The sequence below is a fragment of the Sphaerospermopsis sp. LEGE 08334 genome (assembly GCF_015207205.1).
Classification (GTDB): Bacteria; Cyanobacteriota; Cyanobacteriia; order Cyanobacteriales; family Nostocaceae; genus Sphaerospermopsis.
On sequence record NZ_JADEXH010000024.1, the window covers coordinates 54,422 to 80,597 of the forward strand.

Genomic DNA, 26,176 nt, shown 5'->3' on the forward strand with positions numbered 1-26,176 from the left:
ACACAGAGAAAGATTGTATTTGAACTTGTAGCGCTGGCTTTATTGGATAAAATCAGCATTTGATGTCCAAGCAACTCATTTGTGATGTAGAAAGCAGTAACAAAGATTACAAGTTAATTTTACTTGTCAATCCATCAAAAGGTTTACTTGAATACCTTTAAATTCAGTACAGCCAATTTATTTTTGGCTTGTGAGTAAAATGGTGTAAGACTAGCATTAAAATTGCGATCCGTGCGATTCTGTCTTCACCAAAAGCCGTGATGTGATATAGCCGATGAGTTCCCCGCAACCACCGCAAAAGCCACAAACCTTACTTGGTCAACTGACGCAAGCAGTAAATACAATTCAAGCCAGGGTAGATTTTTCCAAACTGGCGCTCAAGCCAAATGCCAAAGTACCGGAAATCTGGGTGCAGGATGCGGGAGCGGACAAAGCGGAAATATATCCCCTATTGGGCGATCGCTATATACTTGGTCGCAGTTCCAAATCCTGCGATATTGTCGTCCGTAACCCAGTAGTCAGCCAGATTCACCTGTCCCTGTCGCGTGATTCCAGCCAAAGAACACCAGTTTTCACCATCAAAGATGAAAATTCCACCAATGGCATTTATATTGGCAAGCGCAGAGTTACATCCCTAGAACTGCGTCATGGTGACGTTTTCACCTTGGGACCCCCAGAACTTGCAGCTTCAGTGCGTTTACAATACTTCGATACGCCTCCCTGGTATATCAAAGCAGGAACATGGGCATTTTATGGTGTTGGGAGTGTCAGCGCCTTATTTGCCGTAGCTATTGGCTTAGAATGGACAAAATTTTCCGTTAGACCCCTACCTACAGCCACCAGCGCCCCGATAGTCATTTATGCCCGTGATGGTTCTACACCCTTACGAGAACCACGGAACATAGCTCATGTAGACTTAAAACAGTTATCAGAATTTGGTCCTTATTTACCTGCTGCGGTAGTCGCTTCTGAAGATAGTCGTTATTACTGGCACTTTGGAGTTGATCCTTTAGGTATTTTGCGAGCCGTATTAATCAATAGTCGTAGCGGTGACGTACAACAGGGAGCAAGTACAGTTACTCAGCAACTTGCCCGCAGTTTATTCCGCGATTATGTAGGTAGACAAGATTCCTTGGGGCGGAAAGTGCGTGAAGCTGTTGTCTCTCTGAAATTAGAAACCTTTTACAGCAAAGATGAAATTTTACTGACTTACCTAAACAGAGTATTTTTAGGTGGTGATACTTCCGGCTTTGAAGATGCGGCGAAATATTACTTTGAAAAATCAGCCAAAGAATTAACATTAGCAGAAGCAGCGACCTTAGTAGCAATTTTACCTGCACCCAACGCCTTTAATTTTTGTGGAGATGGTCCAAGAAAACTGGACGCAGCAGATTACCGCAATCGTGTAATTAGGCGGATGCTGGACATGGGCAAAATTAGCGTCGAAGATGCCAATCGTGCCAGACGTTCTACAGTGCAAGTTAGTCCTAAAGTTTGCGAAAGACAAGCTCAGACTATTGCCCCTTACTTTTATAATTACGTCTTTCAAGAACTGGAATCAATATTAGGAGAAGGAGCGGCAAGAGAGGGTAACTATATCATCGAAACCCAGTTAGATCCGGCAATGCAAGCCCAGGCAGAAACAGCCCTGCGAAATTCTGTGAGTAACGTCGGGTCAAACCTGCGATTTTCCCAAGGTGCGCTTGTTACATTAGACGCGAAAACTGGCAGCATCTTAGCAATGGTAGGAGGGACTGATTACAAAAAAAGTCAATTTAATCGGGCGGTACAAGCTCAAAGACAACCGGGTTCTACCTTCAAAATTTTTGCTTACGCTGCGGCTTTAGAACAGGGAATACCAACATCAAGAACCTATTCTTGCTCCGCTGTACCTTGGGGTGGCTTTACCTACAGACCCTGCCGATCTGGTGGTAGTAGTTTAGATGTAGCCACAAGTTTGGCACTTTCAGAAAATCCCATTGCTTTAAGAATTGCCAGAGAAGTAGGATTAAATAAAGTTGTAGAAATGGCGCAGCGTTTAGGAGTCAAATCATCACTGGAAGCTGTTCCTGGTTTAGTCCTGGGTCAAAGTGTAGTTAACGTTTTGGAGATGACCGGCGCTTTTGGTGCTATTAGTAACCGTGGTGTATGGAATCGTCCCCATGCTATTAGCAAAATTGTAGACAGCAGCGATTGTGAAGATCGCAATGATTTAAAGACCTGCCGTGTTATCTATTCCTACGACCAAGATCGAGAGAGTAATCAGCGAGTGCTAAAAACAAGTATCGCCAATACAATGACCGATATGATGCAGAGGGTAGTTTCCAGTGGTACTGGTCGTGGTGCATCCATTGGACTGGGAGAAGAAGCGGGTAAAACCGGAACAACAGATAAAAACGTTGACTTATGGTTTATTGGTTTTATTCCCAGTCGGCAACTTGTAACAGGTATTTGGCTAGGAAATGACAACAATTCCCCCACATCTGGTAGCAGTGGTCAAGCTGCCCAGTTATGGGGGAATTATATGCGGAAAATCGCCAAATAAAGTGGTAATTCAATTTTGGATTTTGGATTTTGGATTTTGGATTGTTTTTGTCAATTCCAATCTAAAATCTAAAATCTAAAATCTAAAATTTTCTTTCCCAGTCCCCAGTTACCTGTATCCCTCCCAGGGAGTGACTTCAAGAGTGCCGTTAGATTTGAAGACTACCTGGAAATGGGCAAGAGGTTCTTTATTGTTGGGAGCAGCTTGATTTGAACCGTAGACAGATTGAAACATTTGTGGTAAAGGTGTTTCTCGAAAATAGTCAAAGGCGACTTGATTAAGTGGTTCATAGTCAGCGATGACACCAATTTTGTTAACGGCTACCCGATATCTAAGTTCTCTGTTAAAGGTAGGTGTAACACTCCAGTTTTGGCGAATTGTATTATAAAGCTTTTGATTTAAGTCTTTGAGTGTACTAGAATCAGTGATTTTTTCACCTATGACATCTGGTGTTCTGGTATATCCCAACCAAGGACTAACTTCTAACACACCTTGTCTGGTAAAAACTACTCGAAATTGAGCAATGGGTTCGTAGGTGACAGTGCGGTTAGCAGGATTGTAGAGTAATTTTGGCAGTGGAGTTTTTTCTATTGCATCATTGGCATTTTTGTTAACAGCTTTATAACCAACAATACTGCCATCACCAGCTACACCCAAGCGATAGACTAAATCTTCTGTAATTTCCGAACGATTCTCCCAGACAGGATGAATTTGGTTATACACTTGGCGATTCAATGCCCGTAGCTGGGAGGGGTCAGTAATTTCTGGAACTGTATTTAGAAGTGCTTCTAAATCTTTGATAATAGGTGTGGCTGAGGCTGTAGGTGATGCTTCACTGGTAGGTGTAGGTGATGCTTCACCTGTAGGTGTAGGTGAGGCTGTGGGTATTGCTGTGCTGGTTTGTTCTTCTTGCTTCGGTTCTGGTGGACGTACCTGGGGAGGAGGAATTAAGCTAAAGGCTACCGCTGCTACTGCTAAACTGGATACTCCTACAGTAGCTGGTACTGCTTGTTTGATTATAGTTTGACTAGCACCATTATAACGTCTGGTGACTGGTTGTAGTTCCAAAGTTAACTCTGGTAAGGTTTGAGTATCAGCAAAAAACTGATCTACAGCTTCGACTAAATCAAACAACTGTACAGTATTCAAATCAACTTGAATAGGTGATTGTTGAACTGCGTTTGATTGAGATTGCACACCATCACCTGTAATTTCTGAATGTACAATTAACTTGTGTCTGTTGCTATCAATTTTTTGTAACTCGACTAACTCTGAGTCACCGTTGTGTGCTTGAGGGTTGGGGACATTACTTAAAAATTCTTGAGCATAGGCGCTTACCGCTCTGACTAAGCTTTCAAAAAATTCTCGCCCTCCGGTTATAGGCTGACTATAACTAGATAAATAGCATTCTGCATTCACCAATATAGATAATTCTGGACGCAGTTCTTGAAATTGGGTGGTAGGGGCGACATCACTTAACCCTTCTAAGAGCAGCGTGCAATTAGGTAAACTGTACTTACGTTGAATATTCATTCTACTTTACTCTACTTCACCGTCAAAAAGAGAAATCCAGAAACGCTGCATTCCAGCTGTACCTGTGCAGAATAGTAATTTTGCTAATAAGTCTATAGCCAGTTCATCTAATTTCTCGTCTGAGTTTAATGTTAGTAAAACAGAACGTCTGGCATTCATTCGACTTTTAAAATGCGCTCTAAACCGTTCTAAGTAATTAGCTAGTCTTAAATTTTGCTCTAGTGGAATCTGCTTTTCTGATAATTGCTGATATATCATGAGCAACTGCCGGATGACAACTGTTAACCGCCGCGCTATGTAGCAAGCAATTACTACTAAAGCTTTTGCTTCCATGATGGTGAGGGGACGGCGGTTATGAGCTCTTCTCAGAGGGTTAGAAGCACGCATTCTCCATAGATTTACTCGGTTTTTGACAATTCCTGTCAGGTCTAGTTCTTGGGCAAAAGCGAGGATGGCTTCAGAACCACCCAATTCTAAAGCTTCAATTGCCAGTAACATCAAGTCTATTTGTAATGTGGTTCTGCGGGGACAGCCCTTGGGTCCTATGGCTGGATCTGGTAATGTGTCCAGTATCATCGGCATGGACTCAGGAGTTGGATCATTCAATGACTTTACGCTTGCGGAGACATTCATGCTCTAAAATACCTTGTGTTATGCCAACAGACTGAGTGAGATGAGTAAAACAACATTAAACCTATTTAAGATAGATAGCTAAACCAGAACTCAGGTTTTATGGTTATGGATAAGCATCTCAATATTTACAATACTTACTCTTGTTATACCAAGATTACCGTATATTCTAATGAAACTTTTAAAGCATCAGTTTACTAACCTACCTAGTTTAACGGTACAAATACATCTCTAGCTTGGGTTAAATTCTTAGTTATTGTCAATGATTGACGAAACTTACAGCAATAATCTCCAAGAGATGAGATTATAGTGTACGATTTTTCAGGGGATTGGTGACTGGTGACTGGGAAAATACAAATAATTTCTCCCTGCTTCCCTATTCCTTATTTTCTATTCCCTGTTACTACTGAATACTATGGATTTAAAATCTCTGATTCGTGACATACCAGATTTTCCTAAGCCTGGAATTGTATTTCGAGATATTACAACTCTACTGCGTAATCCAGAGGGTTTGCGATACACTATTGACTTTTTAGCACAAAAATGTATTGAACTGGAAATCCCAGTTGATTGCATTGTGGGTATGGAATCACGGGGTTTCATTTTTGGCGCACCTCTGGCTTATAAATTGGGATCTGGTTTTATTCCGGTTCGCAAAAAAGGCAAGTTACCCGCAGCAGTTCACAGAATTGATTATCAACTAGAGTATGGTACAGATTGCTTGGAGGTACATCAGGATGCTTTACATCCAGGTAGCAGGGTTTTGATTGTAGATGATTTGATTGCTACGGGTGGAACTGCAAGTGCAACAGCTACTTTGGTACAGAAGATTGGCTGTGAACTTGTGGGTTTTGGGTTTATTATCGAGCTACGGGATTTGCAAGGACGCAAATATTTACCAGATGTACCAATTATTTCTTTGGTTGAATATTAGGTGATTGGTGACTGGTGATTGGTGATTGGTGATTGGTGATTAGGAGGATAAATAAAATAATGACTAATAACTAATAACTAATGACTAATAACTAATGACTAATGACTAATAACTAATAACTAATGACTAATGACTAATAACTAGTAACTAATAAGTAATGACTAATACAAAACTTTCTTTAGAAACTGGTCGAGATTGGCTGATTAAGCTAGTCAAAGATGAAACTTTTATTTATGTGATAAAACGGCTGCTACAGGCTTTGTTAACTATTTTTCTAGCTTCTGCATTATCGTTTTTTGTGATGAAATTGTCACCAGGTGATTATGTAGATACGCTGAGACAAAACCCGAAGATTTCACCAGAACGAATTGAAGAAATTAGACAACAGTTTGGTTTAGATAAGTCTTGGACTCAACAGTTTTGGTTGTGGTTGAGGCAAATTGTTACTCAGGGTGATTTTGGGACGAGTTTTGTTTATCAACGTTCTGTTTCTTCTTTGTTGTGGGAGAGAGTACCTGCGACTTTGTTGTTAGCGATCGCTTCTTTATTTATAACTTGGGCGATCGCTATTCCTCTGGGTATCCTCGCTGCTGTTAAACAAAACCGCCCCACGGACAAGATTTTACAGGTTTTAAGTTACGCTGGACAGGGTGTTCCTAGTTTTATCACTGCTTTATTTTTATTATTCTTTGCTCAAGTCACTACCCCATTGTTTCCTGTGGGTAACATGACTAGCATTGATCATGGTGAACTGACATGGTTCGGAAAAATCTTAGATATCGGTTGGCATAGCATTTTACCTTTGATTGCGTTAAGTATTACCAGTTTTGCTGGTTTACAAAGAATCATGCGGGGTCAATTATTGGATGTTTTGCGGCAAGATTATATTCAAACTGCTCGTGCTAAAGGATTACCAGAAAACCGTGTTATTTATGTTCATGCTTTGCGGAATGCTATTAACCCTTTAATTACTTTGTTAGGATTTGAATTAGCAAGTTTATTAAGTGGTGCATTTATTACCGAAAACTTCTTTAACTGGCCTGGTTTGGGTAAATTAACTTTACAAGCTGTTTTGGCAAAAGATCAATATTTAGTCATGGCTAGTTTAGTGATGAGTGCAGTTTTATTAATTCTAGGAAATTTAATTGCTGATTTAATGTTAAAAGCTGCTGATCCAAGAATTAAATTAGAGGATTTAAATTGATTTAGTCATTAGTCATTAGTCATTAGTTATTAGTTAATTCTACCCAGTCACCAGTCACCAATCACCAGTTACCAATCACCAATCACCAGTCACCAATCACCAATCACCAATCACCAATCACCAATCACCAATCACCAATATTATGCTTTCTAAGGTTTATTATATTATTCGCTCAAAAACAGATGGTAAATATCTTACTGCCAAAATTGATGAGGATAAATCAGGATATTTATTATTGTTTAAAGAAGATTTTGAAGCACTCAGTTATTTAAATTCTCATGCTGCTGATTTAGCAAATCGTTTGGCGGTAGAATCTATTGCTGGTACACAAATAGGAAGTTTATTAAAACGTTGGGGTTTTGCTGGTGTGGGAGTAGTTAATGATCCTTTGTTGCCTAAGATTGAGTTTTTACAGCATAATTGAGTAAGGACAATTCATGAATTGTCCCTACTTTTTGAGATGTCTAATTAAAGATGTCTAATTAATCTTGATATGGATTGTCTATTTTATCCACAAATACATTAGCAGATAACGGTAGACGACCAGGATTTAAACGGGGTTCGGCTGCATATCCCACAGGTACAACCACTGCAATACCTATATCTGGGTTATTCTCTGCACCAATAACGGCTTTTACTTTATCTTCAATCCAACCATTCATAAAACAGGTAGATAAACCCAAACTTTCCGCAGCTAATACTAAATTTGTAGCAGCTATCATGGCATCTTTAATGGCATATTCCCGGCGTTTATCTCCTAAAGCTTCTTGAAATTTGGGAATAGCATTTCTAAAATAATTAACTGTTCCCTCATTCCAAGCGCCGGTGTTTAATCCTTGTTCTAAAATGGGTGTTAAATCTTGTTCACCAGCAGTTGCATCAGCAGCAAATACAAAGGTTACAGGTGCTTGAATTATTTGTTTTTGATTCCAAGATGCTTCACATAATGCAGCTTTTTGGTTTTCATCTTCAACTAAAACTATTCTCCAAGATTGGGTGTTAAAACTACTGGGTGCAGCTACGGTTAATTCTACCAGTTGTTTAAGCATTTCTGGGGAAATTGGATCTGGTTTAAAGGTTTTGATAGAACGACGTTGTAATATAGCTGTGGGTACGTCTAATGCTTTGATTTGAGTTGTAGAAGTCATTTGATTTTAGATTTTGGATTTTGGGTTTTTGATTTTGGAATTATGTCCTGTGCTTAGGGTAACGCTTTTTTGTACGGAGTTCAAATAGTAGGTGACAGGGTACAGGTGACAGGTGACAGTAATAAGAAAGCCTGTTATTGTCTAAATTGCAGAGCAGATCAAATGTAGTTATAATTATTGCTATAATTACCCACCTGCATCTATGAGTCAGTGTCTCAACCCCGACTGTCTACAGCAAAACCCATCAGGGACTATTTTTTGTCAACGTTGTGGCAGTAAAATGATTTTGGGTGACAGATATCGCGCTGTACGTTTTATTGGTGAAGGTGGGTTTGGGAGGACTTTTCAAGCAGTTGATGAACATCGTTTAGATACTCCCTGTGTGATAAAGCAATTTTTACCCCAACAGTCGGGAAGTTCTGCTTTAGAAAAAGCGACGGAGTTATTTAAACAGGAAGCTTTTCGACTGCGAGATTTAGGTAAACATTCCCATATTCCTGATTTATTGGCTTTCTTTCAACAAGAAGGAAGATTATATTTAATTCAAGAATTTATTGATGGGGAAAATTTGCTGGATGAGTTAACAAGCAAAGGTAAATTCAGCGAATCGGAAGTAAAAAATATATTAACTGATTTATTGCCAGTTTTACAATTTATTCATGATAATAATGTAATTCATCGAGATATTAAACCAGAGAATATTATTAGATATTCGCAAGATAATAAGTTATTTTTAATTGATTTTGGTGTTTCTAAAGAAGTTGGTGGAAGTCTATTAACTAGAGTGGGAACTATTACCGGAACACCGGGTTATGCACCACCGGAACAATTTCGCGGGATGGTTTATCCTAATAGTGATATTTATAGTTTAGCTGTTACTTGTATTCGTTTACTGACGGGACATTTACAAAAAGCTGATGGTTCAGATTTATTGTTTGATTCCATGAGGATGCAGTGGGTATGGAAACAATATGTTTCTGTTAGTAAGGATTTGGAAATTGTTTTGGATAAGATGTTGGAAGATTTACTGATTAATCGGTTTCAGTCTGCAAAGGAGGTTTTAGAAGAATTAGGAAAACAGAAAGTTTCACCAAAAAATAATTTCCCAAAAATACCAGCATCTTTTACAGAACATCTGGGAAATGGTGTAGTTTTGGAAATGGTAGCAATACCAAGGGGAACATTCCTCATGGGTTCACCTGATGGAGAAGGATGTGATTATGAAAAACCCCAGCATCAAGTTAAAGTTACACCTTTTTACATGGGGAAATATCCAGTAACTCAAGCCCAATGGGAAAGGGTAGCACTTTTACCAAAAGAGAAGATTGATTTAAATCCCAAACCTTCACGTTTTCAAGGTGAAAATCTGCCTGTGGAACGAGTTTCATGGCTTGACGCACAAGAATTTTGTGCGAGAATTAGCAAAGCTACAGGTAAAATATATCGCTTGCCCAGCGAAGCAGAATGGGAATATTCCTGTAGAGATGGAACAACAACTCCCTATTATTTCGGTGAAACTATTAATACAGATTTAGTAAATCATAATGGGAAGCATAACAAAACAACAAAAGTAGGAAAATTTCCTTCTAACTCTTTTGGTTTATATGATATGCACGGGAATGTATGGGAGTGGTGTGAAGATGGCTGGCATGGGAAATATATAAACGCACCTAATGACGGTACTGCTTGGAGTAATGGTAATAATAGACTACTATTGCGAGGGGGTTCTTGGGAGAGTAATTCCATGTTTTGCCGTTCTGCAAGTCGTAACTGTAACAGTATGTATGATAGAACCAGATCCTACGGATTTCGTTTAGTAGTTTCCTGTTTAGGGAATTTTTAGTTCTTTATATAAAAAATATCAGAATTAAGATTTTCAGGATTTAATTTTTAATAAAAACCTGAGAAGGGATGAAATAAAAAACATCCTCCTTTTCCTCTCTGCGTCTTTGCTTCTTAGCGACTTTGCGCGAAATAAAATCTTAGTTGTCAGAATCAGGATATCCAGGATTTAAGGATTTACAGGATTTAATTTTCAGTGAAAACCTGAGAAGGAATGAAACAGAAAACATCCTCCTTTTCTTCTTTGCGTCTTTGCGTGAGATAAAATCTTTGATTTAAGGATTTTCTGGATGTGATTGAAAGTTTGATTTTGAGGATGTGAGGATTTTTTAGATGTTCTATAAATAATGATGTAGATAATTTTTCAAAGATGTAATTTTTCCATGCTTTTTAAATATATGATAAATTATCAAATAAAAATCCTGTTAATCCTCAAATCGTGGACATCCTGATATGGCTACGCCACGCTTCGCTATCAGACAATTTATGCCCATGTTATGATTATCTATAAATGTATTTGGGAGTTTTACCCATGAATAATCTTAATACTATCTCCTTACCCGATAATTTATACAAGGAACTACAAAAATTAGCTGAAGCTGAAAATGATTCCGTAGAATCTCAAGTTGTAACACTATTACAGAACGCTTTACAGACAAAAAAACAACAAATAGAAGCTCAACGCCGTGAAAATGTGCTAAAAGTCATAGAAGAAAGTCGCAATCGTCGGCGCTTAAACCCTGCGGATTTTGGACTACCAGATAGTACAGAAATGATTAGAGAAGATCGAGACAGATGACTACTACTTTGAAATGTGTCCTAGATACCAGTGTGTGCATTAAATATTTTATTGCAGATTCACTCAGTCCTAAAGTTATTGAACTGTTTAATCACCTTGGTTATCCAGAAACAGAAATTTTTGTACCAGACCTATTTTACATAGAATGTACAAATGTTTTCTTGAAATATGTACGTGCAAATATGTATACCTCTGCTGAGGTAATAGCAGACTTAGCTACTCTGAAAAATTTACAATTACAAGTTGTTTCGACAGCAAACTTGATGGATGATGCAGTTAATATTGCGTTAAATCACAATATTTCTGCTTATGATGCTTCCTATGTTGCACTTTCACAACAGAAAAACGCTACTTTGTTAACATTAGATAAAAAGTTAGTTAAGGCTTTAGCAACTTCATCCTATAATATTTGTTTGTTTAACGAATTTCAAATTCCAACCTTACCAAATAATTGATAATTTGAAAAGACGTTATATATGTGCGACACGGATTTCCATTATATCAGTATATGTCAAGTGCGGTAATTTTGTCAAGTGTTTTTTGTCTGAATCAAATATTGAAGCGGGCAAGACTTGTACTGAGCTTGTCGAAGTATGCCCACCCCACAAGATGATAAAATTATCTAAACTGTAGCTTTTTCCAACATCAATTTAGAACGCTTCACTTGTTCAGGAATAGCTACAGGATAATCACCTGTAAAACAAGCAGAACAAAAACTATTTGTATCTTCTCTGGTTGCTTCTAACATTCCTTCCCAACTCAAATAAGCAAGGGTATCAACTTCTAATTTTTTGGCGATTTCTGCTACTGACATTTTAGCGGCAATTAGTTGATCTTGGGTATCTGTATCTATTCCATAAAAGCAAGGATGGGTGACAGGTGGGGAAGATATTCTCATGTGTACTTCCGATGCACCTGCTTCACGCAATGCTTTAACGAGTTTGCGGCTAGTAGTTCCCCGGACGATAGAATCATCAATTATTACCACACGCTTACCATATAATACATCTTTCAGAGGGTTCAATTTCATCTTAATCCCTGTTTCGCGCATACTTTGGGTAGGTTGAATAAATGTTCTACCGACGTAGCGATTTTTAATCAAACCTTCACCATAAGCTACTCCTGATGCTTGGGAAAAACCAATGGCCGCAGGTATACCAGAATCAGGTACACCAAATACTATATCTGCTTCTATGGGTGATTCTTCCGCTAATCTCCGTCCTAATCGCATCCGATAGCTATATAATGTTTCATGGTGCATGACGCTATCAGGACGAGCAAAGTAGATCATTTCAAAGATACACAACTTGCGCTGGGGTTGTTGATTCCATCGGTGTGATGTTAAACCTTTTTCTGTGATCCAAACTAACTCTCCTGGTTCGACATCGCGCAGATATTCAGCACCGATAATATCTAAACCGCAGGTTTCGGAAGCGAGAACGTAACGTACTGGATCACTGTCTAATGTACCAATTACCAGGGGACGAATGCCGTTAGGATCTCTTGCTGCCATGATACCATCGGGTGTACCAACTACCAGACTAAATGCACCTTGACAACGGTGAAACGCACGAATCGCACCTTCTAACCAGTCTGCACCAGCATTGACTTCTTCGGCGATCGCATAAGCAATCATTTCTGAATCGGTGGTTGTTAGCAAATGAACATTACTCTGAAGTAATTCTTCCCGCAATTGTATGGTATTGACTAAATTACCATTATGTGCTAAAGCCAAATGACCTAAACGGGTTGAGATAACTGCGGGTTGAGCGTTAACTTTGCGACTAGAACCAGTAGTAGAATAACGGTTATGGCCAACTGCAATATTACCGACTAATTCTTCTAAAATAGTTTCATTAAATACTTGAGAAACCAGCCCCATATCTTTATGCTGGTGTACATAATGTCCATTAAAGGTAGCAATACCAGCAGATTCTTGACCCCGATGTTGCAGGGCATATAATCCAAAGTATGCCATTTTTGCTACATCTTGTTCTGGTGCATAGATACCAAAAACACCACACGCTTCTTCTGGTTTATCACAAGCGTTTTCACTAATTTCACTAATATTTATGGATTGATCAGAAGTGATAGAATGTTGGGGAATCATGCTGGTTTTTGCTCCTGGTAACTGGTGATTGGTAATTGGTAATGGGTAATTGGTGATTGGTAATTGGTAAACTTCCTACTGTCACCTGTCACCTGTCACCTGTCACCTTCTTACTGCCTCTTAATAAATCTTTAACCATCCATTAAAACAGTACCGTAAATTGGTCAAGGATGGGGGATGAATTGTAAATTTTCATGCCTGATCCTTGACATTGATGCGGTTTATGTATTGGCATAGACAGCGAGACGTTGGGCGATCGCCTGATCGTAAACGTTGCTCATATCGCTAATGCTGACTTTCATAACTTCTTGGTGATCAGCAGTAGTCACTGTTAACCCTGCTTCCACGTTAGCAACTATACCTAATTTTTGCCAATTTTCTCCTAAATGTTCCTGTAAATAGGATTCCCAAATTTCCTGATTTTCCACACTCACAGAAACTAAAATTCTCGCACCACCTTCACCAAACAACACTTCATCAAAGCGAAAATCAGAGTTTGCAGAAATACCTAAATTTAATTCTGCTCCCAACTTTCCACTTAAACAACATTCCGCCAAAGCTACAATTAAACCACCTTCAGCAGTATCATGGGCAGAATTTACCCATCCAGAACGGATACCATAACGACACACGCTTTGTACTTTCCGTTCTAAATCAAAATCAACTCTTGGCGGTTTACCAGCTATTGTATTATGAATCGTTGCTAAATATTCAGAAGCTCCCAATTCGATTTTAGATTTTAGATTTTGGATTTTGGATTGAATTGGTAAACCTAAAAGGTAAATTACATCACCTGGATTTTTCCAACCCTGTCCGCAAATTTTATCCAAATCCTCAATTAAACCAACCATTCCCACTACAGGAGTCGGATAAATAGGCTGCGGATTTCCCTGAGCATCAAAAGTTTCATTATACAAAGAAACATTCCCACCCGTAACTGGCGTTCCTAACTCCTGACATCCTTCACTTAATCCTTTACAAGCTGATGCTAACTGCCAATAACCGATAGGTTTTTCAGGACTGCCAAAATTAAGATTATCTGTCACCGCTAAAGGTTCAGCACCCACACAGCTAAGATTTCTTGCAGCTTCCGCTACAACAGATTTAGCGCCCTCGTGAGGATCTAAATACACATAGCGAGAGTTACAATCAACCGTAGCAGCAACTCCCGATTTTAGATTTTGGATTTTGGATTTTAGATTGGGGTTTGTTTCTAAAGGACGTAAACGCACTACAGCAGCATCCGACCCACCTGGCAATAATACAGTATTATTCTGCACCTGATGATCATATTGGCGATATACCCAACTTTTAGAAGCAATGGTAGGTGTACCCAGCAATGTTAATAAAACATCCTGCCAACTTTGTAACTTACCATTAACTGTAATTCCCGTAATATCACAACTTGGCAAACTATCTACACTCCAAGCCCAGGCTGCTTTTGCATATTCTGGCGTTTCGGCTAACAGTTCTCTTTCATACAAAGGCGTATTTTCTGCTAACGCATCCGCAGGAATTTCCGCAGCAACTTCACCCTTGAATAAAATTCTCACCATCGGTTCAGCAATTACCGTACCTGCAACCACCGCTTGCAGTCCCCAACGGTGGAAAATATCAATTAATTCCTGTTCTCTACCTTTTTCCGCTACAAACAGCATCCTTTCTTGAGATTCCGAAAGCAGATATTCATAGGGTATCATTCCATACTCACGCGCTGGAACTTTATCTAAGTCAAATTCAATACCTACGCTGCCTTTAGCTGCCATTTCCGAAGTAGAACAAGTGATACCCGCAGCACCCATATCTTGAGCCGCTACCACTGCCCCGGTTTTAAATGCCTCTAAACAGGCTTCAATTAAAGACTTCTCTAAAAATGGATCGCCCACTTGCACCGCAGGACGGTTATCCATTGACTCATCGGTTAATTCCGCACTGGCAAAACTCGCACCACCCATACCATCCCTACCAGTGGTTGAACCAACATATAATACAGGGTTGCCAATTCCTGAAGCACCGGATTTTACTATTTCTGGTGTTTCCATTAATCCCAGTGCCATGACGTTAACTAAGGGATTTCCTGAATAAGCTGGATCAAAATAAACCTCGCCGCCTACCGTGGGAACACCGACACAGTTACCATAATGTGAAATACCCGCTACAACGCCATTAAATAATCTTTGAGTTTTGGGATCATCCAAACTACCAAAACGCAGAGAATTTAATAACGCAATTGGACGCGCCCCCATTGTAAAAATATCTCTTAATATACCTCCCACACCTGTAGCAGCACCTTGGAAGGGTTCAACTGCTGAGGGGTGGTTATGGGATTCTATTTTAAATGCTAGTTGCAGTCCATCGCCTAAGTCTACCACACCGGCATTTTCACCGGGTCCGACAAGAATGCGGGGTCCTGTGGTGGGAAACTGTTTGAGGAGGGGACGGGAATTTTTATAACAACAATGTTCTGACCACATTACCCCAAACATACCTAGTTCGGCTTTGTTGGGGTGACGGCCTAAGCGGCGGACAATTTCGGTATATTCTTGTGGTTTAATGCCTTCTGAGGCGATTTCTTGGGGAGAAAAGGGACTTTCGGTGGTCATGGTTTGTTATGCACCAAGAGGACAGATGATTATTGTATCTGAGAACCCTAACTTCTTTATAATTAATTATGTAGATCGCTGATCCAATATGCAAGATACTTTAACCATTACCATTAACCCAGAACTAAAAGCAGCACTTTTAGAAATGACTCAAGCTGAAGGTATATCTGCTGATAGTTTAGTTGGTAAAGCTATTGAGGATGGCATCTTTACTCACAAATTCCGTGCATTGCGTTCTTATTTGATGCAGAAGAATAAAACGGTAGGAATTTGCTGTTTCTGAAGAAATGAATATGCGGTAGAAATTAGTCTGGGTGTGGGGTATGGTAGGAGAGCGATCGCCATTTTTAATATTAGCGATCGCCTATCATATTAAACAGTAAATTTTAATTTCTCTCTCAACCTACTCCACAGAATTTTGATCCCCAGATTTTTCCGCAACCTTCCTCACTGCTTCAATATCTACATCTAACCTTGTCGCTATTTCTTCCACCGTCAAACCTAACTCTATTAATAGAGGTACTGACTCCAACCTACCTTCCAACCTACCTTCTAGCCTACCTTTTGTTCTTTCTTCTTCCGCAACATCTCGGAAATATCTTGTTTGCTTTAAATCTTCAAAAGTAAACATTGCTTCTATCTCCTGACGAGTTAAATTATTGAATTTATAAACTAAGATCGTCTCTAACAATTGTAAGACTTTTTGCCTTTGGGCTGCATCTGTAAATTGTTGTCGAGATTTGTCCATTAACTGTTGACTGTGATCAATTGCAGTTTCTTCTTTCTCTACTACTAACTGTACCATACCCAACCCTACAGAGTTATCATTTGTGACTTCTAACTCATCTAAATAAATGATTGTTACTTGCTGACTCATTAGCAAACCTCGATACTGGATAGGTACACCAGGATCTAAACTGCGTTTAGCAAAAATTGCCACTGCATGAAAATCATTCTTTGGTTTATATTGATTGAGGTAAACAAAGATTTCCGCAAATAATTTCCAGTAAAAATCCGTTTTTGGTTGAAATTGCACCTCAACAAAATAAATCGGTTGTTCAGGTATGTCTGAATTTGGTATGAATAACCCATCAAACCGAAATGCTAACTCTTTTATTTCTACAGATGTAAATTGATAATTTTCTGCTTCTGTAGCTGGTTTACCAATCAATTCAAAAAGAATATTTGGTAATGTTTGAAAGAGTTGATAGAAGATAGTATCTGTTTTCACCCTGCGAAAAATTCCTATTTTTTAAACTATGACAAAAATAAAAAGGTGCCAGTTAAACTATTTGACATTATCCACCTATTTCCAAATTACTTAAAATCAAATCTGCTCTTGGTTCAAACCCATCTCCATATTCTGCTGGATAATGGGTAATTACATAAAATACTTTACCCTTTTCTTCTCCAATATAAATATTACCAAAAATCTCTTGACCTTTACTAAAAGTAATCTTTTCTTTTGCCCAAGGATAGGTTACTGTATCGCTATGACTGCCAACTTTCCAACCATTAGATGCAATTATCCCATCTTTACTATTAATAAAGGTTTTGACTTCTTCTAAAGCTTTTAAATCATCAGGAAAGACAAATGTAACATAAGCATTTTCATTTTTTACACCTCCAAAATTAGCAATAAATTTCACCTCTCTTGCTTTATTGATATCTTTATTTTCAACTAAAAAATCCTCTTGAGGAAAGTAGGTACTAAATACATTTTTCTCCTGGTAAAGTTTTAAGGAAATGCTGGTTTTTTCCCCTTCCACAGAAATAGTAGCTGTTTTATTATTTGGTCTATTTTGTGCAGATTTATTACTATCTACAATGGGTTTATTTTCGGTAATGCGGCTATTGTCCGCAGAAATTTGGTTTTCAGTAGGTGTAGTACAAGCAGTAATTCCATTTAATAAGATTGTTGCTGCTACTACTTTAATAAGATTCAGATACATTTTACAAAAATGTGTTAGTGTTTACAAAAATTTGACTAATATATGCAATTGACTGTTTCTGCTGCCATCAAAATGATGTATTTTTCTCTTTCAATCAATTGCTCAAAGGTATACATTTTTTCTTCAATTCTTCAGTGATTAAAATCACCGATGAATATGATTACAATCACCATTATCCATGATGAAGATCCTTCTCTAAGAATGAACATCTTGGGATAATAACTCATAACTGAACTCTAGCCGAGTCATTAATAGGGAACACAACTAATGGCCGACAGCCTCCTGTCGGTTTTTTGTTTTTGGTGAGCGTCAGTAGATGCACATATAGCTGTAGCCATTCAAATTAGGACATGATTAGTCTTTGAAACCTAATAATAACAAGGGTTTTACTCTTGCCTTTTGCCTTTTGCCTTTTGCTATAAAATGTCCCCACAACTTTATAATAACTTGACAAATATGTTGCCATAATTTTGCCATAGCAACTATCAAGTGTGGGGAAAGAGTGATCAAATGAGCAAGATCACCAGTAGCTTTACGCAAAGCACCAGCCGTGATGGCGATCGCTAATGTTGCAGAGAAACCTTGTAATTAGGACATCGCTTGAATGATGTAATCAAAGTAAGGCTCTGCTGCTGCTGCATCTTCACCACTTAGTAAGCCCAAGGATGCTTGTTTAAGGCAGTTGATAGCTTCTACCATTCCCGGTACAGGAACACCCAGAGAATTGTACATTTCCCGTACACCAATCAACCCAATTTTTTCAATTGGTTCTTTGTCACCTGCAAGCACACCATAGGTAATTAAGCGCAGATACCAGCCGAAGTCACGGATACATAAAGCGCGTTGCTTATCTCCGTAAGCATTGCCACCGGGAGCGATAAAGTCAGGGCGCTTTTGCCAAAGTTTTTTGGTTGCTTCCTGAACTATCTTTTTTTCGTTTTCTGACAGGGTAGCAGCGATTCTAGTCCGCTGTGCGCCTGTTTGCAAAAATTCTTTGATACTTTTGAGTTCGCCACTGCTAGGGTAACGCAGTTCGTCGTCAGCTTGGAGAATAACTTGGCTAATTACAGTCATGATTATGTAATCACGGAAATTATATTATTTGTTAGTTTAACCAGTTCGCGGTACAGAAGTGAAGGGTATATTGGTAATTGGTAATTGGTAATAGGTAATTGGTAATTGGTGTAAATTATGCAAATTAAATTAATATTTTGTAACTTTTGCCTATTCTCTATTTCCACCAACTAATAACTAATGACTAATGACTAATAACTAATAACTAATGACTAATACAGTTTGGCGACAGGGTGAAGTAATAGAACTAGAAATTACTGATTTAAGCGACACTGGTGATGGTGTAGGGCGCTTTGATCAGCGTGTGGTATTTGTTCCCGATACAGTAGTGGGCGATCGCACTTTAGTCAGACTTACACACGTTAAACCCAAATATGCTCATGCTACCCTCAAACAAATCCTTCAACCATCTACTCAACGTATCCGACCTAGTTGCATTGTTGCTGATAAATGTGGTGGTTGTCAGTGGCAGCATATAAATTATCATTATCAGCTTACATCAAAATATAATCAAGTAATTCAAGCTTTAGAAAGAATAGGCGGTTTTGTTAACCCCTCAGTAGCTCCCGTCTTATCAACATCATCATCTTTAGGTTATCGCAACAAAGCCACCTATCCCGTCCGGATCTCAGCTACCGGACAAGTTCAAGCTGGTTATTACCAAAAAGGTAGTCATCAACTCATTAACTTAAATCAATGTCCAGTTCAAGACGCTCGTTTAAATCCTTTATTAGCAGAAGTAAAACAGGATATTAAAAAGCGGGATTGGTCAATTTATGACGAAAAACGCCACCAAGGACAAATTCGCCATTTAAGTTTACGTATAGGTCGCCGTACAGGGGAAATGCTACTAACTTTAGTAGTCAAAGATAGAAATTTACCAGACATTGAAACCCAAGCCCAGGAATGGTTACAGCGTTATCCCCAGTTAGTAGGAGTTTGTTTAAATCGCAATAGCGATCGCACAAATGCTATATTTGGAAAAGATACAACTTGTATTGCCGGGATTCCTTACCTGCGAGAAAAATTCGCTGGTTTAGAATTTCAAATCCGCCCGGATACATTTTTTCAAGTTCATACAGAAACGGCTGAAGCACTTTTACAAGTCATTCAGTCAGAATTAAATTTACAAGGTCATGAAGTTTTAGTCGATGCCTATTGTGGTATTGGTACTTTAACTTTACCCCTAGCAAAACAAGCACGCCAAGTTATTGGATTGGAAGTGCAATCAGCAGCCGTAGAACAGGCAATTTTCAATGCCCAACAAAACGAAATTAATAATGTAACCTTTCAAGTAGGAGCAGTGGAGAAAAATCTACCAAATTTGGGAATTATACCAGATATTGTCTTACTTGATCCGCCACGTAAAGGATGTGAAGCTAATGTCATCAAATCTTTACTGAACCTGAAACCTTCGCGCATTATTTACGTCAGTTGTAAAGTAGCCACCCTAGCTCGTGACCTAAAATTATTGTGTGAACATGGACAATACCATCTTACAAGAGTACAGCCAGCCGACTTTTTTCCCCAAACCGCTCACGTAGAAACAGCAGCCTTTCTCCAGCGATATCCATGCTAAAAGCAACTATTAACTTTGGCTTATATGTTAACCAATTGTTTACAAAAACTTAAATGGAAAATTTATAGTCCAGTGCATACTAATAATGCTAAAATAAAATCAACCTAAAAAATAGAGATTTCTTTTTTAACCATTAAAGTTGCATGACTCTGATTTGAAAAAGTGAAATAAATTGTGCAAATTATTAACCGGCTACAAAGAAAGTTAAATATTTATATACTTTCCCAAAGTAATAAATAGCAACACAAAAGTTGTTGATTGTATTAGCAAAACAATTACAGCCAAATTTTAATTAAGCAATTTTCACTTATATTTAGAGTCAATGCTCCCTAGCAATTTCATAAATTTAGTTTTACAGACGCAAGTTTGAAGGCAGCATGACCACCTTAATCTTTATCAGAGTGCCGATAACAGCAAACTGATGTCTAGCTAACTAAAAGCTACGGGGTTTCTCTTGTGATTACCATTTCTCTTCGTCCACTTGGGCGCTCTTGGGGTACTATTAGTTTTGCCTCAACACTTTATCTATGTCCAATATTAGATTTACTATTGGCAGATATTCCCACAAAATTACAAGCCGAACTGCGTTTAGGACTTCAAGAAGCCCTAGTAAACGCAGCTAAACACGGCAATAATCTTGATCCCAGTAAACTAGTAGTAGTTCGTTTTTCCTTGATAGATAATCAATATTGGTGGATTATTTCCGATCAAGGTAATGGTTTTACTCCCTGTTGTAATCCTGATAGTGATCCCACTGACTTTTTACCACCAGATGAATCAGAAAATGGTCGAGGAATGTCTCTACTGCATCTAATTTTTGATCAAGTACAATGGAACCGCAAAGGAACAGAATTAAGACTTTGCAAGCAAATAGAAACTCGGCGTTTGTTATCTTTAAGAAGATAGGAGTCAGGAGTCAGGAGTCAGGAGGCAGCAAAAAGGCAGGGGAGCAGGGAGCAGGGGAGGAGAATTTTAGATTTTAGATTTTAGATTGGAGTTAATAAAAACAATCCAAAATCCAAAATCCAAAATCCAAAATTGAGCCACCAATCACCAATCCCTCAATGTTTACCGTGAGTAGGACAAGGAGGGGCAGAAATAGACTTATCTAACCAGCCTATAGCCTGTTCTAACCTAGCTTGTGCCTCTTGAGGTTCATTTTTGACCAAAAAAACCATAGCAGCCGCTAAAAGCTCACTAGCGCGGGCATTGCGGTTAGACTTGAGACGATGCCAGTCATTAGGCGAAATACTTAGTCTTTCCATCAAAGTTTGGGCAAGTTCCAGAGTAGTAACATCATTTAATTGACTGGTTTGATACATAAGACTAAGTGCTGAGTTAAGAGTAAAAGTTATGATGTAATTATCATAGCCAATGACCCATCACCAATGACCCATCACCAATGACCAAACCAGAGGAAAACCAGCAACCCGACTTTGAACAGGAACTAGAGGAACTAGAAACCGGACTGCGACTCTTAAAAGAAAGATATGCCCAAGTGCAACGGGATCAACAGCAAAAGGCACAATGGCAACAAGAAATTAAAAATCTCAAAGAAAATAAAAATCAGACACCAGAAATCAAAGCCGAGTTAAAACGCCTGGAAAGAGAGTTAGAAGCCCTAGAAATTAACCTAGAAAGCCAATTATTTTCCTGGAAAAGCCTAAATCGGCCTTTTTGGCAAGCAGTCCGTTTTGGTGGTTTAGGAATTATTATAGGATGGGTGTTAAAATCTTCTATTGGGTGATTGGTGACTGGTGATTGAGAAAGAAGGCAAGAGGCAAGAGGCAAGAGGCAAGAGGCAAAAGTTTCTTAACTTTGACGTTTGACTTTATATCTTACCTGTTCCCTGTTCCCTGTTCCCTGACTAAAATTAATGTTATATATAGTTAAAAAAATCCAAACTGTAAAAAATGATTAAACATCGAATTGCCGAAATATTAAGAAGTAGTCAACCAGAAGAAACCTTAACAGTACAAGGTTGGGTAAGAACAAAACGCGAATTAAAAGGATTTGCCTTTTTAGAAGTTAACGATGGTTCATGTTTAGCCAACTTACAAATAGTTATTAATCAAGAATTACCAAACTACGAAGCCATATTAAAACAGATAAATACAGGTGCTTCCGTCGAAGTTGCAGGGGTATTAGTGGCATCTCAAGGAAAAGGACAGAGAATAGAACTAAAAGCAGATGCAGTAAAAGTATACGGAGACGCTGATCCCGAAACTTATCCTCTGCAAAAGAAACGTCATTCCTTTGAGTTTTTAAGAACCATTGCCCATTTAAGAGGTAGAACTAACTCTTTTGGATCAGTATTTCGGGTAAGAAATGCTTGTGCAACTGCCATACATCAATTTTTCCAAGAACGGGGTTTTATGTGGGTACATACTCCCATTTTAACCGCCAGTGATTGTGAAGGTGCAGGAGAATTATTTAGTGTTACAAGTTTGAATTTAAAAAATATTCCCCGCACAGAAAATAAAGAAGTTGATTATAGTCAAGACTTCTTTGGCAAACCGACTTATTTAACAGTAAGTGGACAATTAGAAGCGGAAATAATGGCAATGGCGTTTAGTAACGTCTATACTTTTGGTCCCACATTCCGCGCGGAAAATTCTAACACTTCTCGTCACTTAGCCGAATTTTGGATGGTAGAACCAGAAATGGCATTTTGTGATTTAGAAGGAGATATGAATTTAGCAGAAGATTTCTTAAAACATATTTTTAAATATGTGATGGAAACCTGTGCTGAAGACATGGAATTTTTCAATCAAAGAATTGATAATACTGTTTTAGAAACTGCCAACAATATTATTAACAATCAATTTGAAAGATTGACTTATACCGATGCAGTCAAACTTTTAGAAAAAGCGGATGTAAAATTTGAATATCCTGTAAGTTGGGGTGCGGATTTACAGTCAGAACATGAGCGTTATTTAGCAGAACAATTGTTTAAAAAACCTGTGATTGTGACAGATTATCCAGCGCAAATTAAAGCCTTTTATATGCGGTTGAATAATGATGAAAAAACCGTGAGAGCAATGGATATTCTTGCACCGAAAATAGGTGAAATTATTGGAGGTTCGCAACGGGAAGAAAGATTAGATGTGTTAGAAAAACGGGTTTTAGCACAGGGAATGAAAACAGAAGATTTGTGGTGGTATTTAGATTTGCGTCGTTATGGTACTGTACCTCATGCTGGTTTCGGTTTAGGGTTTGAAAGACTGGTGCAGTTTATGACGGGTATGGGGAATATTCGGGATGTGATTCCTTTCCCCCGTACACCACAAAGCGCGGAGTTTTAATAGTTAGGAGTCAGGAGTCAGGAGATCAAGGAGTCAGGAGGAAAAATTAGCAGCAGCTAAGAATAGTCTCTCTCAAAGGAAAATCCCTTGATTTCTCTAGCTCTTGGCAATATTTCAGCAAACCCTAGTTAGTTGGTAGGGGTTTAGCACTACTAAACTCCTACTATATATGTGAAATATGTGTGAACCCCGTTACAAAAACGGCCTCCTACCTTCGTTATTATTTTGCTTGTCGCTATTACGTTTTAAAGTTTTTTCTGTTAAGGAAACACTACCAATACCTTGAAGAATACCACGGGCAACTAAACCTAAACCTCTACCAATTATTTGTGTTAATATAAACACAATTCCATTACCGAAAAAAGATAATAGAGATTGTAAACGTGGTGCGATCGCATCTCGCAATTCTAACAGTAATGTCACCGCTAAAGGAACTCCAGACAGTTTTGCTAACTCTTGGTTACGAGGAGAATAAATTGATATTTTGGCAATTCCACGAGGTGCAAATACAAAGAGTTCATAGCGACTTTCAAAAATTGCCTGGGGTTCATTCACATAATTATTTAATCTGTATTTCCAAGATAAATTATTTCTAAATCTTTCAATTTCTCTTGTGGAAATTAAATGACGATCATAAAAATTTTGTTTGATGGTTTCTACATCTGCCAAGGAATTTAGTAATGGTTGTAATACACCATTAGCAACTTGAATTAGTACATTCTCTAAAATCATTGATGCTTGAGAATTTGCAAGTTCGGTTCCTGCGGAATAAGAGATATTATCAACATATAAATCTGTTTGCCAAAGGAGATAAGAAAACAAGTCTTCGACTAAGGGAATTTTATTGAGGATTTCAGTTTCTACACCTGCTGCATTTTTCAATAAAAAAGTGACTATTTCTATATTGACATCTCCGACATTTATCCGGGAAGATGTACCGTAAAATTCGGTAATTGCTGATTCCCATAAATTATTGAGAATCTGATTTTTTAACTCAGGTATTTGTTGAATTTCGACTTTTGAACTACGTAGATGATCTAATTTTTGAGATACTTTTTGTAAGATGATATAAAGAAGTTCTCTTTTTTTGTCTTCACGCAGAATATCAATTTCTAAAGGTATGTCTGTCAGATTTTGTAAAGGAAACTGGAGTTTATTAGTACAAGATGTAAATATTATAGATTGTAGTGCTTTTGGACTCAGTAAAGGCGGTACAACAGTTTCCATTTGTTGTAATTCTGCTTTACTAATGGCGCTACTTGAGTAAGAAATGGGTAGCGGTAATGGTTGAGATTTTTGTATTTCTTGTCTTTCTTCTGGTGCAGACAATAAGTTATTTACTAGCCAACGCGCTGCTAAAAGTTCTCTTCTTTGTCCTGCAAGAATAGCTTTATCTAATAATGGTAATCCAGGAATTTTTAATTGTGCTGTAACTGCGGACAGATTATTATTAATATGATTGATTCCTGTTAACCGGATATTATTCCTAAGTCTGGTAAAAGGTAAATGAGATAAAGGGGAATTTATTACTGTTGTTCCTAACCAGTAGTAACCACCTGATGCTATTTCTTGCATGATGGGTACTAATTCTGAAATAGATATACCTTTTGGACAATAGCCATTTACACCTGTATTTTTTGCTGCTAATAACATTTCTGGTGTAGATATAGAACTAAGCAACAAAATGGGTATATGAGGATATAAAGCTTTAAGTTGTCTGCAAAATTGTAACCCTAGCTGTTGAGATTCGCTAGAACTGGCATTTCCTAATTCTAAAACTATTAAATTGATTTGGTTTTGATCAGGTGCTGCAATTTCCGCTAAAACCTGTAAAGCTGCGGTATCAGTGGGAACATCGGCTATTACTTGTAGGTGTGGGATTGTTTCTAGAGCTACCCTTAGTCCTAGACGAAAGATGGAATCTGGGTCAATTAATAATAATTGTAAATTTAAACTACTTAAAGGGCGATCGCTCATAGTCAGGTCAAATAAAAATGGAATTTGTTCCCAGCCAAAAAACCGCAGTCATCCCCGGCTGAGTCATTCCTATTTTCACCTGTTTTTGTCACTTTAATTTATCAGTAGTGATAATGTAAAGCATTAGCCAGTTACTAATGACTAATGACTAATAGACATCTCCAGAAATTAAATATGCGGTTTCCAGAACCCTTGTAGAGACATTGCATGCAACGTTTCTACATTCTTTTTCGGAGAGGTCTAATAATCATTTTGATCTGGTTGCAGGTTACGATGTCCAAAAAAGTTGATGGTGTAACCACTAATCTTCACTCCGGTTTGTGCCTCAACTTGCTGGATCAAATCTTCTGGTATTTCTATATGCACATCTAAAATTTGATTTGTATCTAAGCAGTTAACATGACTGTGAGCATCAGTCACATTACCATATAACCGTCCATCACAATGTTCAATACACTCAATAATACCTTGACTGGATAGAGCTTCTAAATTTTGATAAACAGAAGTATGGCCAATCTCTTTACCTTGTTGGTTCAAGCGATCGTAAATCTCTCTAGCGGAAAGATGTTCTTTAGCTTGCCATAGTAATTCTAGTATAAATCGGCGCTGGCGGCTAACACGCATACCTAGTATTTGACACCGATCTAGAGCATCTTCTAAAGAACGAATTGCTTTTGTAGAAATAGCTGGTTTTTGCATATTTCAGTTTTAACTGTAGGAACTGTAGGAATAGTTTTCTGCTTTCATGAAATAAATGTTAATTTTTATACGTAGTGATATTACATATTTACGATATATTCTTTGCTTATCCTTGTGTATTTGATACTGACATCTTTGATTAACTACAGGTTTGAGCCAGTTTGGTTTTGGGTTATTTTATAATTAATTACATCTTAACTCTAAAACAAACTCATTACAACTTTAGCTTATCAAGACCATAA

At 38.1% G+C, this 26,176-nt stretch carries 23 protein-coding genes; 12 read left to right on the top strand and 11 right to left on the bottom strand.

The window, feature by feature from the left end:
- Positions 1–274 precede the first annotated feature (274 nt).
- Positions 275–2,545, top strand: a complete 2,271-nt coding sequence (locus tag IQ237_RS14715) for a transglycosylase domain-containing protein (protein ID WP_194056385.1) — start codon at positions 275–277, stop codon at positions 2,543–2,545.
- Between the two features lie 108 nt (positions 2,546–2,653).
- Here IQ237_RS14715 and IQ237_RS14720 read toward each other — a convergent pair whose 3' ends face one another.
- Both IQ237_RS14720 and IQ237_RS14725 read right to left on the bottom strand, forming a co-directional pair.
- A complete protein-coding gene (locus IQ237_RS14720) occupies positions 2,654–4,078 on the bottom strand; it encodes a DUF4335 domain-containing protein (protein ID WP_194056387.1) in 1,425 nt (474 codons plus the stop codon).
- A gap of 6 nt (positions 4,079–4,084) precedes the next feature.
- A complete protein-coding gene (locus IQ237_RS14725; RefSeq protein ID WP_194056389.1) occupies positions 4,085–4,711 on the bottom strand; it encodes a DUF3038 domain-containing protein in 627 nt (208 codons plus the stop codon).
- Between the two features lie 412 nt (positions 4,712–5,123).
- Between IQ237_RS14725 and IQ237_RS14730 the strand changes: the two genes are divergently transcribed.
- From IQ237_RS14730 to IQ237_RS14740, 3 genes are all read left to right on the top strand, one after another.
- Positions 5,124–5,642 carry an adenine phosphoribosyltransferase gene (locus tag IQ237_RS14730; protein ID WP_187039786.1) on the top strand — a complete coding sequence of 173 codons (519 nt, stop codon included), beginning with the start codon at positions 5,124–5,126 and terminating at the stop codon, positions 5,640–5,642.
- A 157-nt stretch (positions 5,643–5,799) separates the two neighbouring features.
- Positions 5,800–6,846 (top strand): ABC transporter permease, encoded by a 1,047-nt coding sequence (locus IQ237_RS14735; protein WP_194056391.1) that lies wholly within the window; start codon positions 5,800–5,802, stop codon positions 6,844–6,846.
- 142 nt (positions 6,847–6,988) lie between these two features.
- The gene (locus tag IQ237_RS14740) at positions 6,989–7,270 is read left to right on the top strand and encodes a hypothetical protein (protein WP_194056393.1); all 282 of its coding nucleotides are present in this window, start codon (positions 6,989–6,991) and stop codon (positions 7,268–7,270) included.
- Between the two features lie 58 nt (positions 7,271–7,328).
- On the opposite strand, the gene IQ237_RS14745 is transcribed toward IQ237_RS14740, so the two are convergent.
- Positions 7,329–7,994, bottom strand: coding sequence for a nitroreductase family protein (locus tag IQ237_RS14745; RefSeq protein WP_194056395.1), 666 nt, complete (start codon positions 7,992–7,994; stop codon positions 7,329–7,331).
- A 202-nt stretch (positions 7,995–8,196) separates the two neighbouring features.
- Here IQ237_RS14745 and IQ237_RS14750 point away from each other — a divergent pair, with 202 nt between their 5' ends.
- The 3 genes from IQ237_RS14750 (at position 8,197) to IQ237_RS14760 (ending at position 11,090) form a co-directional block, all read left to right on the top strand.
- Positions 8,197–9,837, top strand: a complete 1,641-nt coding sequence (locus tag IQ237_RS14750; RefSeq protein WP_194056402.1) for a bifunctional serine/threonine-protein kinase/formylglycine-generating enzyme family protein — start codon at positions 8,197–8,199, stop codon at positions 9,835–9,837.
- A 531-nt stretch (positions 9,838–10,368) separates the two neighbouring features.
- Positions 10,369–10,635: a hypothetical protein gene (locus IQ237_RS14755; protein WP_194056404.1), complete on the top strand. Its 267-nt coding sequence runs from the start codon at positions 10,369–10,371 to the stop codon at positions 10,633–10,635.
- Positions 10,632–11,090 (top strand): type II toxin-antitoxin system VapC family toxin, encoded by a 459-nt coding sequence (locus IQ237_RS14760; RefSeq protein WP_194056406.1) that lies wholly within the window; start codon positions 10,632–10,634, stop codon positions 11,088–11,090. Before IQ237_RS14755 ends, IQ237_RS14760 begins: the two co-directional genes overlap by 4 nt.
- A gap of 167 nt (positions 11,091–11,257) precedes the next feature.
- On the opposite strand, the gene purF is transcribed toward IQ237_RS14760, so the two are convergent.
- On the bottom strand, positions 11,258–12,745 hold the full coding sequence (gene purF, locus IQ237_RS14765) for an amidophosphoribosyltransferase (protein WP_194056408.1): 1,488 nt from the start codon (positions 12,743–12,745) through the stop codon (positions 11,258–11,260).
- 221 nt (positions 12,746–12,966) lie between these two features.
- The gene (gene purL / locus IQ237_RS14770) at positions 12,967–15,348 is read right to left on the bottom strand and encodes a phosphoribosylformylglycinamidine synthase subunit PurL (protein WP_194056409.1); all 2,382 of its coding nucleotides are present in this window, start codon (positions 15,346–15,348) and stop codon (positions 12,967–12,969) included.
- 88 nt (positions 15,349–15,436) lie between these two features.
- Between purL and IQ237_RS14775 the strand changes: the two genes are divergently transcribed.
- Positions 15,437–15,631 (top strand): hypothetical protein, encoded by a 195-nt coding sequence (locus IQ237_RS14775; protein WP_194056412.1) that lies wholly within the window; start codon positions 15,437–15,439, stop codon positions 15,629–15,631.
- 120 nt (positions 15,632–15,751) lie between these two features.
- Here IQ237_RS14775 and IQ237_RS14780 read toward each other — a convergent pair whose 3' ends face one another.
- The 3 genes from IQ237_RS14780 to IQ237_RS14790 all read right to left on the bottom strand — a co-directional run bounded on the left by IQ237_RS14780 (position 15,752) and on the right by IQ237_RS14790 (position 18,374).
- Positions 15,752–16,579, bottom strand: a complete 828-nt coding sequence (locus IQ237_RS14780) for an Rpn family recombination-promoting nuclease/putative transposase (RefSeq protein WP_194056413.1) — start codon at positions 16,577–16,579, stop codon at positions 15,752–15,754.
- 67 nt (positions 16,580–16,646) lie between these two features.
- A complete protein-coding gene (locus IQ237_RS14785; protein ID WP_194056415.1) occupies positions 16,647–17,300 on the bottom strand; it encodes a hypothetical protein in 654 nt (217 codons plus the stop codon).
- 588 nt (positions 17,301–17,888) lie between these two features.
- Positions 17,889–18,374 (bottom strand): allophycocyanin subunit alpha-B, encoded by a 486-nt coding sequence (locus IQ237_RS14790; protein WP_096567504.1) that lies wholly within the window; start codon positions 18,372–18,374, stop codon positions 17,889–17,891.
- 208 nt (positions 18,375–18,582) lie between these two features.
- Here IQ237_RS14790 and rlmD point away from each other — a divergent pair, with 208 nt between their 5' ends.
- Entirely contained in the window at positions 18,583–19,953 is a 1,371-nt protein-coding gene (rlmD, locus tag IQ237_RS14795) for a 23S rRNA (uracil(1939)-C(5))-methyltransferase RlmD (RefSeq protein WP_194056417.1), read from the top strand.
- A gap of 456 nt (positions 19,954–20,409) precedes the next feature.
- Positions 20,410–20,859: an anti-sigma regulatory factor gene (locus IQ237_RS14800; RefSeq protein WP_194056419.1), complete on the top strand. Its 450-nt coding sequence runs from the start codon at positions 20,410–20,412 to the stop codon at positions 20,857–20,859.
- 155 nt (positions 20,860–21,014) lie between these two features.
- On the opposite strand, the gene IQ237_RS14805 is transcribed toward IQ237_RS14800, so the two are convergent.
- Positions 21,015–21,275 carry a DUF6439 family protein gene (locus tag IQ237_RS14805; RefSeq protein ID WP_194056421.1) on the bottom strand — a complete coding sequence of 87 codons (261 nt, stop codon included), beginning with the start codon at positions 21,273–21,275 and terminating at the stop codon, positions 21,015–21,017.
- Between the two features lie 80 nt (positions 21,276–21,355).
- Between IQ237_RS14805 and IQ237_RS14810 the strand changes: the two genes are divergently transcribed.
- Together IQ237_RS14810 and asnS are read left to right on the top strand one after the other, a co-directional pair.
- Positions 21,356–21,700, top strand: coding sequence for a hypothetical protein (locus IQ237_RS14810; protein WP_194056422.1), 345 nt, complete (start codon positions 21,356–21,358; stop codon positions 21,698–21,700).
- 166 nt (positions 21,701–21,866) lie between these two features.
- The gene (gene asnS, locus IQ237_RS14815) at positions 21,867–23,258 is read left to right on the top strand and encodes an asparagine--tRNA ligase (protein WP_194056424.1); all 1,392 of its coding nucleotides are present in this window, start codon (positions 21,867–21,869) and stop codon (positions 23,256–23,258) included.
- Positions 23,259–23,450: 192 nt separating this feature from the next.
- On the opposite strand, the gene IQ237_RS14820 is transcribed toward asnS, so the two are convergent.
- Together IQ237_RS14820 and IQ237_RS14825 are read right to left on the bottom strand one after the other, a co-directional pair.
- Positions 23,451–25,235, bottom strand: coding sequence for a DUF3685 domain-containing protein (locus IQ237_RS14820; RefSeq protein WP_194056426.1), 1,785 nt, complete (start codon positions 25,233–25,235; stop codon positions 23,451–23,453).
- A 240-nt stretch (positions 25,236–25,475) separates the two neighbouring features.
- Positions 25,476–25,934 (bottom strand): Fur family transcriptional regulator, encoded by a 459-nt coding sequence (locus tag IQ237_RS14825; RefSeq protein WP_194056428.1) that lies wholly within the window; start codon positions 25,932–25,934, stop codon positions 25,476–25,478.
- Between the last annotated feature and the right edge of the window lie 242 nt (positions 25,935–26,176).